This window comes from Delftia deserti, from assembly GCF_042653485.1.
Classification (GTDB): Bacteria; Pseudomonadota; Gammaproteobacteria; order Burkholderiales; family Burkholderiaceae_C; genus Comamonas; species Comamonas acidovorans.
On the sequence record NZ_JBHSIH010000001.1, the window covers coordinates 77,280 to 90,669 of the forward strand.

Here is a 13,390-nt window from a genome sequence, read left to right on the forward strand (position 1 = left end):
AAAGCAATGCAAACCACCATGGAACTGCTGGAAAGAGCCCTAGAGCAGGACTCCGCAGGAGGCTGGGCCAAGCGCCTAAACCTGTCGAGAAACGCCCTCAACTCCGCCAAGCAGCGGGGCAACCTGAGCCCCTCAATCGCGGGCGCGCTGGCCGAAGAAATGGGAGAAGACGCTCAGAAATGGATGGTCATCGCGGCCCTGGAAGGGGAGCGCGAAAGCGCGTGCAAGTCGCGTATGGTGCGCAAATTTCTGATCGGTAGCGCCCTGACACTAGGCGCCGTCGGGACCGCTGCGGCCCGGGTGGTCTGTATATTATGTTAAATCACAAACTCAGGTAGCAGCCTGAAAACCAAGGCAAGGCACTCCTCCAGTGTCTCGCCTGCTTCGTTTTCAGCTGTTCAAGACGGTTTCCAGGCCTTCAAGCTCCTGCTTCAGCAAAAGCGCGGTTTCCTGCGGCTCGAACTGGCGCTGCAACAGCGGGATGGTGAAGACGTAGCATGCATCGTGCACACCGTGCGTTTCATCCCTGCGCAGGACATAGGCCAGTTGCAGGCGCGCCAGGGACCGGCGCAAGGCCTGGGCCTGGCCGGTGGCGCCGTGGGACTGGACCAGGGCGTCGAGTGCGGCCAGGCTGGTCTGTCCTTGCTGGGCCGTGTGATAGACGGCGATGCGGTCCAGGCGGCAGGCCTGTTCATCGGTGCTCAGGCGGCCCCAGCCTACCAGCGCGTCCTGCACTGGCTGGGATGCCATGGCCTGGCGCAGGTGGCGTTCTTCGATGACGCGTTCGTCGGCGCCCAGCGCTTCCAGGCATTCCTGGCAGAGGATGGCGACCAGATTGGCGCGCCTGCCGCTGGCCTCTATCAGCCGTTCGGCCAGAGCGTCGTTGGCAAAGCCCAGGCGCAGCCTGCGCAGCGGCTCGGTGGCCAGGGCGTGACATGCCGCTGGCTCCAATCCGCCAATGGCCAGGATTTCGCCGAAGTTGCGCAGCGGCGACTGGTAGTCGAGCAGCGCTGCCGCGTACAGATCCCAGAATCCCGCCAGCATGAACCAGCAACGGCCCTCCTCGCTCAGCGCGCGCAAGGCGCTGAGCTGGGGGTAGCCATTGCGGGCTTCGTCGCGGAAGAACAGGTCGGCCTCGTCGATCAGCAGGTACAGCCGCCTGCCCTGCGACTGCTTCTGCAGGTGTTCGATGATGGCCTCCAGCGGTGTTTCCACGGGAAGGCCGAACTGCGTGGCCAGGCGCGGCGTGAGGCGGTGGTCGCGCAGCGAGATGTAGTGGCAGGCGATGGCCGGATGCTCCTGCAGCCGCCGCTGCACGGCCTTGAGCAGGCTGCTTTTGCCGAGCTGGCGTCCTCCCACGACCAGGTAGTTGGCCGGTTCGCGGTTGAGCACGCGTGCCAGCAGTCGCTCGCGGCCAAAGAAAACGTCCTCGCGCGTCACGCCGCCGCGCGTCTGGTAGGGCGATATGCGCGTGACCTGCAGCTGCGTGGCCAGCAGTCGCAGCAGCACCTGGTCCGGATCGCCGCCCATCAGCCATTCGGTCTGGCCAGGGCTGTCCAGCAGCACGTGCAGATTGGCGCGGTCCTGGGCATGGCGCTGCAGCAGCGGCATGGGCGACTGGGGATGCAGGGGACTGAGTATGAGCACCACATCGCCGCCGGTTTGCAGCAGGCGCAGCTGGCGCACGAGTTCGCCCTCTTCCAGCTCCGCTGGCGGCGCATAGACCAGGCAGCGGCCCAGGGCGATGGGCAGCTCGGATGGCAGCGTCCACTCGAACATGTCGCCGGGCATGGGCCATTCGCCTTCGGCCGGTTTGCAGGTGGCGGACAGGCGTTCGGCCAGGGCGCGCACGCGGGCAGCGGGGCTGGCGTGGGCCAGCCGCAGGGCCCGCTGCCAGTCCGGCGGGCGTATGCCTGCGGTGCGCAAGACGGCGGAGCGGCGGCCGGTGAGCCGCAGCAGCCGGTCCAGCTGGGGTAGATGCTGGTAGGGCTTGCGGCGCAGGCGCTCGGGCTTGAGCTGTGCCGGGCCTATCAGCGGATGTCGCACCAGCCACAGCAGGGCCAGGCCGCCAAAGACCAGGGCGCTGGTCCAGATGACGCTGCGCAGCCATCCAAAGGGTTCATGCTCGGGCTGGCCCGGCGAGGGGCTGCAGTTCAGCGGCAGGTAGCGCGGCGGAGTGGGCGGCAGGCCGCCCTGGCAGCTCCAGTCCCGGCGTTGCATGTCCAGTTGCAGCAGGACCTGGGTTCCGGCGAGCACGCCCATCTGGCTGTCGCGCACCACGTCCGCCTGCAGCACGAATGGCCTGGGCGAACTCATGCGTACGCGCGGTTCGGCAATGTCCGGCGCCACGCTGGCCAGGTCCTGCGGCCAGCCTTCATGCTGGCCCACATAGTCCATCAGGGCCAGGCGCCATAGGATGATCTCGTTCCAGACCCGGCCCGAGCTTTCCGCGCCCAGCAGGCTGCCACGGGTGACGGGGTTGTAGCGGGGCAGCAGGATGGCCGTGCCGATGAACAGCGTGACCAAGGCGAGCAGCGCGGCGCGCCACCAGGATTTGGGCAGTTGCACAAGCCGGTCCAGGCCCCTCATGCCTGCAGCACCGCCACGGCGGCTTCGCGGGCAATGTCGCAGCGCCAGTGCAGATAGGCGCCCTCGCCTGCTCCGCGCACCTGCAGCAGATTGCCCCAGAACAGGCGCCGCAGCACGGCATCCTGCAGATAGGGGCGTGCACGGCCCAGCGATGCCGCATCGACCAGGCTGCGCAGTTGCTCGCGCGTTGCAGGTTCCTGCGCCAGGGGCAGCAAGGTCTGCCACAGGCGCGCGCTGGCCACCAGATGGGCGCGCAGCAGGGGCGAGTGCACTGAAGCGACGCCCACGCCCTGCTCCACCAGCCATTGCAGCGCTTCCTCGAAAAGCGCGGGATGCCCGCCCGTCAGCGCCTGCAATGCCTCGATGACCTCGGCCGGCCAGGCCGTGCCCGGCCAGCGCTGGCGCGCCATCAAGGCCAGGTCTTCCCGCGTGGGATCGGGCCAGTGGGCCACCTGGCCGATGTTGAGCAGCGACAGATCGCCGCTGCGGTACTTGAGGTCGGCCAGGGCCTCGCTGCCGCACAGCAGCAGGTGCAGGCGGCCGCTGTGCATTTCGCTGAGGCTGCGCAGAATGCCGGCCAGTGTTTCGCGCAGCTGCGCCGTGCCCTGCTCGAAGCGGCTGACCAGGCAGAACAGCCGGCCGCCGGCCAGCAGGCGCTTTTCCAGCAGGGCCTCGAATTCGTAGTCCGAGCCTACCTCGCCCAGTCCGCATTGCCGGCCCAGGGCCGCGAAGTAGTCGGCCGCAGCCGTGCTCACGCTGTAGGGCGGCTGGAGGTGCAACACCGCCTCGGCGCCATACTGGGCGCGGGCGCGCAGCAGCAGTTCCTGGCGAAACGGAGGCTGCCCCCAGTGCGCGGGTGACAGCAGCATGGAGATGGCATAGGGCCTGGCCTGGGCCAGCTGGGCGAAAAGCCGGTCCATGAAGCCTGCAAAAGGCTGGGCGCCGGCGGCGGCGGCCTGCAACGGAAACTCCGTGGCAAAGCCGGCGGCGGAAAACAGGCGATTGGTCTCCGCCTCCGTCAGGCGCAGGTACTGGGCGCAGGCGGCCAGCCGGTCGCGCGAGCGCGGATTGGGCAGGGAAACGCCGTTTCTCCAGTTGTTGACGGCCTCCCGGCTCAACCCGATCTCGGTGGCCACGCCCGAGGCGCTGGCGCGGATGCGGCGCATGTAAAGCCCCAGCAAATGGCCGAAATCCTCGTGAACGCCTGGTGCCACGGCAGCACCCTGTTCAATGGCGGTGGGCTGCATCAGCGACGGCTCCGCTCAGGAAAACAGCGCCTGCTGGCGCAGATCCATCCTGCCGGGGCCATGGTCCGTATCCTCATCCTGTTCACCCTCTCCTGGGATTCAGCGGGTCTTGTGCAATTTGTTTCATTTGGCCGAGCGCGGATTGTCTCAGGATGCGGCATCGCCGCCACCCTGCCCCGCAAACTCCCGTCGCGCGCCGGCCATGCGGTACAGAGGCAGCACCACCGCCAGCACCAATCCCAGAGCCAGCCAGAGCCACAGTCCCTTGCCTCTGAAGGCCAGGGCCGCAATGACGGTGAAGGCCACGGCCTCGCACAGCCCGCGAAAGCCAGCCCGCAGCATGAACAGCCCCACGATGCCCTGCACGGGCGAGACGCCGCTCTTGCGCAGGCTGGCCATGGTGTCCAGCAGGGCCTGCACGGATTCCTGGGCCTGGCGGTCACGCTCCTGGTCCCGCTCGCGCAGCCGGGTGATGGCCATGGGCTGGGCCGGATTGGTGAGGGCGGTGCCGTCGGCGCCCTCTTCCTGGCCGGGCTGCGGATAGACCTCGCCATCCGTATCGACCAGCACCTGGCGCTCCGGGTAACGGGACAGCCAGGCGTGGTGGCTGACCCATTGGCCGGCATCGAAGTGGTAGCGCTCGCTCTCGCCCACCTGGTCGTAGAAGACATGCAGCACCGCCGCCTGCAGCCCGTGCTGGAACAGCGTCTCCAGCAATCGCCAGGGCATGCCGGCCGTGGTGCGGGTGTCAAAGCCCAGTTCCAGGTGCTGGGGATGGCCAAGGGCGCTGGCATTGGCCCAGTCGTCATCCCACAGCGCGGACCGGTCCAGGGCGGGGTCCAGCTCATGGATCCAGCGCTCGGCCTGCTCCCAGGACTGCCGGGCCAGGTACTGGCAGATCAGTTGCACGCGGCGCAGCTGCAGGGGCGTATCGAAGAAAAGATAGAGGTGATGGACGTTGCTGGACATGGCGGGCCTGAGGCGTTTGCAGGAATGCCGCGATTGTTCAATTGCAGCCGCCAGCCGGCCCTCCCAGGCCTGTCCAGCAGGCGGCTGGCAGGCGCTCCCACCGGTTGACATTCTGTCCACTGCAAGAAGCGGGATGCAGGCGCTGCGGCGGCGCCCTAGACTGCGGCAATTGCCCACAGCGCCCATACCGCCAACTCCGCCCGCCATGCACAACCTCCGTCTTTTCGACAACGAAGCTTGCGAATCCGCCCTGCCCTGCCACTGGACGCAGATGGAGCACCAGCTCGATGAGCAAGGCTGCGCGCGCCTGCCCGGCCTGCTGGATGCGCAGCAGTGCCGCGAGCTGGCCGCTCTTTACGCAAGGGAAGACGGCTTTCGCTCCCGCATCGTCATGGCACGCCACGGTTTCGGGCGCGGCGAGTACCAATATTTCGACTACCCCTTGCCACCGCTGCTGCAGCGCCTGCGCGAGCAGCTGTATCTGCGCCTGGCGCCGGTGGCCAATCTCTGGAACCAGCGCATGGGGCTGGAGGTGCGCTATCCGGTCCGGCTGCAGGACTTCCTGGCGCGCTGCCACGCGCAGGGCCAGTTGCGGCCCACGCCGCTTATCCTTCAATACGGTGCGGGCGACTACAACTGCCTGCACCAGGATGTCTATGGAGAGCATGTGTTCCCGCTGCAGGTGGTGCTGCTGCTGTCGCGGCCCGGGCAGGATTTTGCGGGGGGAGAATTCGTCATCACCCAGGCCGATGGCGACCGGCAGCGGGCCGATGTGATGGCATTGGACCAGGGCGATGCGCTGGTCCTGGCCGTGCGCCACCGGCCCGTGCCCGGGCGGCGCAGCGGCTACCGCCGCGTGGCCATGCGCCATGGCGTCAGCCGCATCCACAGCGGCCATCGCCATACCGTGGGGCTGATCTTTCATGACGCACTTTGATGGATGGCCGGCATGAGCACGCTGGATCTCTTTGCCGATGAGCATCCCGCCGGGGCCGAATCCATAGGTCCGCAATCCGTGGTGCTGCGCGGCCATGCCCTGCCCCAGGCCGTGCAGTTGCTGGAGGCGGTCGAAGGCATTGCGGCGCGGGCGCCGCTGCGCCATCTGGTCACGCCGGGCGGCTTCACCATGTCGGTGGCCATGACCAACTGCGGCGCGCTGGGCTGGACCAGCGACAGGAGCGGCTACCGCTACAGCGCCATCGACCTCGTCAGCGGCCAGCCCTGGCCCGCCATGCCGGCCCTGTTTGTCCGGCTGGCCGGCGAGGCGGCGGCGGCGGCGGGGTTCGAGGGCTTTGTGCCCGATGCCTGCCTCATCAACCAGTACCTGCCCGGCACCCGGCTTTCCCTGCACCAGGACCGCGACGAGCGCGATCTGGGCGCGCCCATTGTCTCGGTGTCCCTGGGCATGCCGGCCACTTTTCTGTTTGGAGGACTGGCGCGGGCGGACAGCACGGCCAGGGTGCCGCTGCAGCATGGCGACGTGGTGGTCTGGGGCGGTGTGGATCGGCTGCGCCACCACGGCGTGTTGCCGCTCAAGGACCAGCCTCACCCGCTGCTGGGCGGGCGGCGCATCAATCTCACATTTCGCAAGGCGGGCTGAATGGTTGGACGGTCTGAAATGGATAGGCTCAACAGCCAGGATCGCTTCGCCCGCCTGGATTGGGCGCGGATTGCCGCTGAGCTCGACGCCGAAGGCCATGCCCTGCTGCCGCAGCTGCTGACTGCGGATGAAAGCCGCGCCTTGGCCCGCGAGGCGGCCGCCGTGCCTGGCCTGCCGCCCTCCGTGCAGGCATGGCGCCCGGTGCTGTACGGGCATCTGCTGGCCCTGGCCAACCGCTGGCGCGAACACATGGGCATGCAGCCTGAGTTGCCAGGCTGCTTCGAGGATTTCATGCGTCCGGGCCGGCAAGCCGGCCAGACCCAGCCACAGCCACATCTGCTGCGCGTGCCGGAAGCGGGCCATGCCCCGCTGCGCTCGTACGGCGAAGGTGCGGCGGTGTTTCCGCTGCAGCTGGTGCTGCTGCTGTCCCGGCCGGGCCAGGATTTCGAGGGCGGCGAATTCGTGATGACCGAGCAGCGCCCGCGCATGCAATCGCGCCCCATGGTGCTGCCGCTGGGCCTGGGGGATGCGGCCATCATCGCCACAGGGCCGCGCCCGGTGCGCGGTGCGGCAGGCTTTTACCGCGTGCACCTGCGGCATGCCATCAGCCGCGTTCACCGTGGCGAGTGGCTGGGTCTGGAGCTGCTTTTGCACGACGTGCCCCAGGCGCCAAAGGCTCTGCAAACAGGCCGCTGGCTATAATGCCGCGCCTGCAAAGGCATCCGTGCAACAGGTGTCCGCATGCCAGCCATGGGGATGAAACGGGAACAAGGTGACTGCCAGCAAATGCTTTTTGCGCTGCCGGCACAGGCCTTGGCTGCCCCCGCAACGGTAAACAAGTCAAGGCGCTCCATGCCTGTCCCGCCAGTCTCCGCAACCCTGCGGAGGGGCGATGACAGGCTGTCACTGGTTCATGGCGTGGTCTGCAACATGCAGCTTTTCGCGGGTGGATTGGGAAGACGGGGCGCTGGGCGCAAGGCATGTCCTTGCGCCGCTTGTGAGCCCGGAGACCGGCCTGCTGCGTTTCCCGCCTGCTGTGCAGGCGTTTTCTTGACTGTCTGCGGGGTGCGGATGGCAACGCCCTGCTCCCCTTTCTTCCACGCTGGCTGGAGAGGCGGCAGTGCCTTGCTTTCGCATCAGACGGTCGAAGACCGATGTTCGAAATGCATTCCTCCTTTTCCAGCGTTTCCAGCGCTCGCGCTGCCCAGTCCCTTTCCGTGCGGCTGAGCCCGCTGGCCCTGGCCTGCGCCTTCATCTGCCTGCCGGCGCAGGCTCAAACACAAACGCCCACCCCAACGCCGCCATCAACCGCCCTGCCCGAGGTCCAAGTCACCGGCCAGGCCGAACGCATCGGCCAGCAACTGGCCCAGCCTGCGCGCTCTGCCAGCCATACCGGAGTCTCCAACCAGGAAGTGCCGGCCAGCGTGGACGGCGTCTCCGCCGAGCAGATGCAGGAGCGCGGCGACTACGCCCTGGTGGACGCCGTCACGCGCACCGTGGGCCTGACGTCCAGCAGCACGCCGGGCAACGGTGGCCTGTCCTTCAGCAGCCGCGGCTTTGCGGGTGTCAATTCCGTGGGCGTGGCCGAAGACGGCATGGTGCTGGGCGTGGCCGCGGGCACCACGGCCTATCCGGGTGACAGCTGGGGCTACGAGCGCATCGACGTGCTGCGTGGGCCGGCCTCGCTGATGTATGGCAGCGGCACCATGGGCGCCACCGTCAACGCCATCCGCAAGCAGCCCAGCCGCACCAGCTCGGCCGAGGTGCTGCTGGGCGCGGGCACGGACGACACGCTGCGCCTGGGCCTGGGCGTGACCGGCGCCCTGGGCGCCTATGCCAGCTACCGCATCGACAGCTACACCGCCCGCAGCGCAGGCGAGCGCGATCTGGACCAGTCGCGCAACGGCAAGTTCATGAGTACGCTGCGCTTGGAGCCCACCAGCGACCTGCAGATCGACCTGATCGCCGACCGCAGCGTGCAAAAGCCCAGCCGCTACTGGGGCACGCCGGGCCTGGACGGCAAGGTGGTGGAGTCGCTGCGCGACCGCAACTACAACGCCGAAGACAGCGTGCTGCGCTATGCCGACGAGCGCCTGCGCGCCAAGGTGCAATGGAAGGCCAATGACTGGCTGACGGTGCGCAACGAGCTGTACCACGTGCAGTCCGACCGCCACTGGCGCAACATCGAGGCCTATGCGCTCAACCCCGCCACCTGGACCGTGGGCCGCTCCGACTACCTGGAAATCCTGCACGACCTGGAGCAGACCGGCAACCGCCTGGGCCTGAACGTGGACCGGGGGGCGCACAAGATCGCCATGGGCTGGGAGGCCGCGCGCATCAACCTGCGGCTGTCCAACAATTCGCCCTATGGCGGCTCGTCCACGGTCTCGGCCTGGGATCCCGTGCACGGCAGCTGGGCCAGCCCCGATGCCACGGCAGCCAAGACAGAAACCGGCGTGACCCAGCACGCGCTGTACCTGGAGGACGCCTGGCGCATCAGCAACCGCTGGCTGGCCATGGCCGGCCTGCGCCGCGATGTCTACAGCTTTGCCAGCCACTCCCTGGTGGGCGGCACGGACTTCGACAAGACGCTGGCCGCCACGTCATGGCGCCTGGGCCTGACCTATGAGCTGGCCCGCAACACCCATGTCTACGGCCAGCTCAGCTCCGGCCACGATCCCGTCAACAGCCTGGTTTCGCTGAACCTGGCCAATACCGCCTATGCCTTGAGCAAGGGCCGCCAGGCCGAGATCGGCATCAAGCAACAGGTGGCGAACGGGCGCGGCGAGTGGACGCTGGCCGTGTTCGACATCAAGAAGGACAACATCATCACGCGCGACCCGGACCGCCCGGCCATCTCCATCCAGGGCGGCAGCCAGTCCTCGCGCGGGGCGGAAGCCACCGCCGCCTTCCAGGCCACGCCCGCCCTGCGCCTGGAGGGCAACCTGTCCTATGTCGATGCCCAGTTCGACAAGCTCATCGAGGCCGGCGGCAACCGCGCCGGCAACCGTCCGCAGAACGTGGCCAAGACCACGGCCAACCTTTGGGGCCACTACCGCGTGGGAGCCTGGCAGGCCTCGCTGGGCCTGCGCTACGTGGGTGACCGCTTCGGCAACAACGCCAACACTGTGAGCCTGCCCGCCTACACGGTGGCGGACGCCGCGCTGAGCTGGCAGATGGACCAGCGCACCACGCTGAGCCTGATCGGCCGCAACCTGGCCGACAGGGTCTATGTGGGATCGAGCTACGGCAGCCAGTTCCTGGTCGGCCAGGGCCGCCGCTTCGAGATCGCGGCCCACATCCGGTTCTGATGGCCATGGCGCGCTCCAAAAGCCTCCGCGGCCTCTGCGCTGGCGCCCTGGCAGCCACCCTGCTGCTGGCCGGCTGCTCGCGCAGTGATTCCGGCACCGCCAGCGAACGGCCGGCATCGCCAGCCGCGCCGCAGGCGGCCGTGACCGTCAATGTCTGCGGCAGCCCCGTGACCTATGCCAGCGCACCGCTGCGCGCCGTGACCCATGACGTCAACATCACCGAGATGTTCCTCTTCCTGGGCCTGGGCGACCGGCTGGTGGGCTACAGCGGCATCACGCAGGCCAAGCAGATCGACCCGGCCTTCCAGGCCCAGCTGGCCCGCGTGCCGCGGCTGGCCGAGCGCGAGATGAACCTGGAGGCCATCCTGGGCGCCTCGGCAGATTTTGTCTTCGGCGGCTGGAGCTACGGTTTCCGCCAGGGCCAGGTCACGCCCGAGGTGCTGCAGCGCCACGGCATTGCCTCGTACGTGCTGTCCGAATCCTGCATCCACGTGGGGCCGCGCAGCCAGGTGGCGCTGGAGGACGGCCTGACCGACCTGCGCAACCTGGGCCGCATCTTCCGTATCGACGCACATGCCGAGCAACTGGCGCAAGGGCTGGAGCACGAACTCAGGGACTTGCGCGCGCGCATGCAGGGCGTGCGGCAGCGGCCCGCGGTCTTCGTCTACGACAGCGGCCAGGACATCCCCGTGACCGTGGGCCGCTACGGCATGCCGCAAGCCATGATCGAGGAAGCGGGCGGGCGCAACATCTTCGACGACATTCCCAGCAACTGGCCCGCGGGCAACTGGGAGGACGTGGTGCAGCGCAACCCGCAGTGGATCGTCGTCATCGACTACGGCCAGCCCGATGCCCAGGGCAAGATCGATTTCCTGCTGGCCAGGCCCGAGCTGGCCGGCGTCGATGCCATCCGGGAGAAGCGGTTTTTCGTGATGACCTATGCCGAGGCCACACCCGGCCCGCGCAACATCGCGCGGGCCCGTGCCCTGGCCCAGGCCCTGCACCCCGACCGCATGCCGGCGACCAGCCATGCGGCCAACTGAGTTCCGCTGGCCCAGGCGCCCGGGCGCCGCCCGCGCCTGGTGCCTGCTGCTGTTCGCGGCCTTGTTGCTGGTGATGACGCTGGCCATCACCTGGGGGCCCGTGGATATGCCGGCCGGCACGGTCTGGCGCATTGCCTGGAGCCGGCTGCTGCAGGCGCTGGGCATGCAGCCGCCGCCGCTGGAGGGCATCACGCCGCAGCACCAGCAGATCGTCTGGCTGATCCGCATGCCGCGCGTGCTGCTGGCGGCCCTGGTGGGCGCCGGGCTTGCCGTGGTGGGCACCATCATGCAGGCCATGGTGCGCAATCCGCTGGCCGATCCCTATCTGCTGGGCGTGTCCTCGGGTGCGTCGGTGGGCGCCGTGGCCGTGCTGGCCTTCGGTGCGCTGGCATCGGCAGGCATGTACGCCCTCACGGCCGGGGCCTTTGCGGGGGCGCTGGCGGCCACCGTCGCCGTCTACCTGCTGGCGCGCTCCCAGGGCCGCATCCATGCCACGCGGCTGATCCTGGGTGGTGTGGCCATCGGCTATGTGCTGGCGGGCGTGACCAGCCTGATCACCCTGTCATCGGGCCAGCGCGACCTGGCCAACGCCCTGCTGACCTGGACGCTGGGCAGCCTGGCGGGCACGCAGTGGGAAGAGCTGGGCATTCCCGCCGCCGTGCTGGCTGCGGGAATGCTCTGGCTGGGGCTGCAGACGCGCCCCCTCAACGCCCTGCTGGCCGGTGACGAGGCCGCCGCCACCTTGGGCGTGGACACGGCACGGCTGCGGCGCGCACTGTTCCTGGTGGTATCGCTGCTGACGGGCACCATGGTCGCGGTCAGCGGCGCCATCGGCTTTGTGGGGCTGATCGTGCCGCACGCCGCGCGCATGCTGGTGGGAACGGACCACCGGCGCGTGCTGCCGGTGGCTGCGCTGGCCGGTGCCCTGCTGCTGGTGCTGGTGGACCTGGTGGCGCGCACTGCCTTTGCGCCCATGGAGCTGCCCGTGGGCGTGATCACTTCGCTGATCGGTGGCCCCTTCTTCGTATGGATGCTGGTGCGCCAGCCGGTGCAGGGAGGGCGCGGACCATGAAGCTGCAAGCCCAGGACCTTTGCTGGAGCGCCGATGCCCGGCGTGCCGACGCCCGGCGCATCGTGGACCATGCCAGCCTGACCCTGCACAGCGGCGAATGCCTGGGGCTCATCGGACCCAACGGCAGTGGCAAATCCACCCTGCTGCGCATGCTCTACCGCGTGCTGCGGCCCGACGCAGGCTGCGTGCTGCTGAACCAGCGCGACATCCGTGACATGACGGCGCGCGAGTTCGCGGCCCAGGTTTCGGTCCTGGCGCAGGAGGCGCCCCAGAGCTTTGACTTCACCGTGCGCGAGGCGGTGATGATGGGCCGCATTCCCCACCAGTCCCCCTGGGCGGGCGACAGCACCGAGGACCTGGCCTGCATGCGGCAGGCGCTGGCCCAGGTGGATGCCTTGGCGCTGGAGGAGCGGCGTTTTTCCAGCCTGTCCGGCGGTGAGAAGCAGCGCGTGCTCGTGGCCCGGGCGCTGGCCCAGCAGCCGCGGCTGATGCTGCTGGACGAGCCCACCAACCACCTGGACATACGCCATCAGCTGGAGTTGATGTCACTGGTCCGGCGCCTGCAGATCAGCAGCATCGTCGCCCTGCACGACCTCAACATCGCCGCCCACTACTGCGACCGTCTCTATCTCATGGAACAAGGCCGCATCGTTGCCCATGGCACACCGGCTCAGGTACTGACCCCGGCCACCATCGGCCAGGTCTATGGCGTGGCTGCCGAGGTGGACACCCATGCCGCCACCGGCCGGCTGCGCATCAGCTTTATTCCCGATGAACTCCTCTGAAACATCCATTCCGCCCGGGCCCGACGCCGTGATCGTGCTGGGCCGTGGCGGCACGGGTGCCGCCTCGCGCCAAAGCCTGATCGAACTGGCCGATGCCTTGCGCCCGACGCTGGAGCCGGGCTGCAAGGTCGTCACCGCCTTTGTGGACAAGGCCGCGCCCTCGCTGCCCGATGCGCTGCAGCAATGCCTGCCGGCCCGCTCCATCGTCGTGCTGCCCCTGTTCTCGCCCGACGAGCCTGCCCTGCTGCGCTGGCTGCACAAGCTGGCCATGCGCTGGCGCTCGCAACTGCCGGACCAGACCGTGCAGGTGCGGTTTGCCGACCATCTGCTGGGCGCTGCCGCCATGCCCGCGCTGTTGCTGTCGCAGATGGCCCAGGCCCTGCAGGCCCCCGACATTGCCGAGACTGCTGGCGACCACTGGCAGCACGATCCCCAGGCCTGGTCCCAGGTGCCAGATCACCAGCACCACGCCCTGGTCTGCACGGGGCCGCGCTGCACGGCACTGGGCGCCGTGGCCGTCTGGCAAAGCCTGGGCGAGGCCGTGCAGGCCAGCAGTGAACTGCGCGCAAGGCTGCGCCTGCTGCAGACCAGCTGCCAGTACCCCTGCAACCATGGCCCGCTGGCCATCGTCTATCCGGATGGCGTCTGGTATGGGCGGCTCACGACCGGGAATGCCGCCCAGGTGGTGGAGGCCCATGTGCTCTCGCGGCAGGTCTGCGCGGAGCACCATGTGCACGGGCCAGTGGATCTGGCGCCGCAGCAGGCATCGTGATG

At 68.5% G+C, this 13,390-nt stretch carries 12 protein-coding genes and 1 riboswitch; of the genes, 9 read left to right on the top strand and 3 right to left on the bottom strand.

The window, feature by feature from the left end; translation table 11 throughout:
• The first annotated feature begins 6 nt into the window (after positions 1-6).
• On the top strand, positions 7-321 hold the full coding sequence (locus tag ACFPFG_RS00380) for a hypothetical protein (RefSeq protein WP_374621963.1): 315 nt from the start codon (positions 7-9) through the stop codon (positions 319-321).
• A 69-nt stretch (positions 322-390) separates the two neighbouring features.
• Here the strand turns inward: ACFPFG_RS00380 and ACFPFG_RS00385 are convergent, their stop codons facing one another.
• The 3 genes from ACFPFG_RS00385 to ACFPFG_RS00395 form a co-directional block, all read right to left on the bottom strand.
• Positions 391-2,589, bottom strand: coding sequence for an AAA family ATPase (locus ACFPFG_RS00385; protein WP_380104345.1), 2,199 nt, complete (start codon positions 2,587-2,589; stop codon positions 391-393).
• Positions 2,586-3,836 (bottom strand): hypothetical protein, encoded by a 1,251-nt coding sequence (locus tag ACFPFG_RS00390; RefSeq protein ID WP_380104346.1) that lies wholly within the window; start codon positions 3,834-3,836, stop codon positions 2,586-2,588. Before ACFPFG_RS00390 ends, ACFPFG_RS00385 begins: the two co-directional genes overlap by 4 nt.
• Before the next feature lie 147 nt (positions 3,837-3,983).
• The gene (locus tag ACFPFG_RS00395) at positions 3,984-4,805 is read right to left on the bottom strand and encodes a hypothetical protein (RefSeq protein WP_047218680.1); all 822 of its coding nucleotides are present in this window, start codon (positions 4,803-4,805) and stop codon (positions 3,984-3,986) included.
• A gap of 205 nt (positions 4,806-5,010) precedes the next feature.
• Here ACFPFG_RS00395 and ACFPFG_RS00400 point away from each other — a divergent pair, with 205 nt between their 5' ends.
• The 8 genes from ACFPFG_RS00400 (at position 5,011) to ACFPFG_RS00435 (ending at position 13,388) form a co-directional block, all read left to right on the top strand.
• On the top strand, positions 5,011-5,742 hold the full coding sequence (locus ACFPFG_RS00400; protein WP_380104347.1) for a 2OG-Fe(II) oxygenase: 732 nt from the start codon (positions 5,011-5,013) through the stop codon (positions 5,740-5,742).
• A 12-nt stretch (positions 5,743-5,754) separates the two neighbouring features.
• Positions 5,755-6,405: a DNA oxidative demethylase AlkB gene (gene alkB / locus ACFPFG_RS00405; RefSeq protein WP_380104349.1), complete on the top strand. Its 651-nt coding sequence runs from the start codon at positions 5,755-5,757 to the stop codon at positions 6,403-6,405.
• An 18-nt stretch (positions 6,406-6,423) separates the two neighbouring features.
• A complete protein-coding gene (locus ACFPFG_RS00410) occupies positions 6,424-7,107 on the top strand; it encodes a 2OG-Fe(II) oxygenase (protein WP_197956253.1) in 684 nt (227 codons plus the stop codon).
• A 12-nt stretch (positions 7,108-7,119) separates the two neighbouring features.
• Positions 7,120-7,438: riboswitch (cobalamin riboswitch) on the top strand.
• Between the two features lie 121 nt (positions 7,439-7,559).
• Positions 7,560-9,716 (top strand): TonB-dependent receptor, encoded by a 2,157-nt coding sequence (locus tag ACFPFG_RS00415; protein ID WP_197956254.1) that lies wholly within the window; start codon positions 7,560-7,562, stop codon positions 9,714-9,716.
• Entirely contained in the window at positions 9,716-10,759 is a 1,044-nt protein-coding gene (locus ACFPFG_RS00420) for an ABC transporter substrate-binding protein (protein WP_380104351.1), read from the top strand. The genes ACFPFG_RS00415 and ACFPFG_RS00420 overlap by 1 nt, the downstream gene beginning before the upstream one ends.
• On the top strand, positions 10,746-11,831 hold the full coding sequence (locus tag ACFPFG_RS00425; RefSeq protein ID WP_380104353.1) for a FecCD family ABC transporter permease: 1,086 nt from the start codon (positions 10,746-10,748) through the stop codon (positions 11,829-11,831). Before ACFPFG_RS00420 ends, ACFPFG_RS00425 begins: the two co-directional genes overlap by 14 nt.
• Entirely contained in the window at positions 11,828-12,616 is a 789-nt protein-coding gene (locus tag ACFPFG_RS00430; protein WP_380104355.1) for an ABC transporter ATP-binding protein, read from the top strand. The genes ACFPFG_RS00425 and ACFPFG_RS00430 overlap by 4 nt, the downstream gene beginning before the upstream one ends.
• Positions 12,603-13,388 carry a (2Fe-2S) ferredoxin domain-containing protein gene (locus ACFPFG_RS00435; RefSeq protein ID WP_312376698.1) on the top strand — a complete coding sequence of 262 codons (786 nt, stop codon included), beginning with the start codon at positions 12,603-12,605 and terminating at the stop codon, positions 13,386-13,388. The genes ACFPFG_RS00430 and ACFPFG_RS00435 overlap by 14 nt, the downstream gene beginning before the upstream one ends.
• The last annotated feature ends 2 nt before the right edge of the window (positions 13,389-13,390 follow it).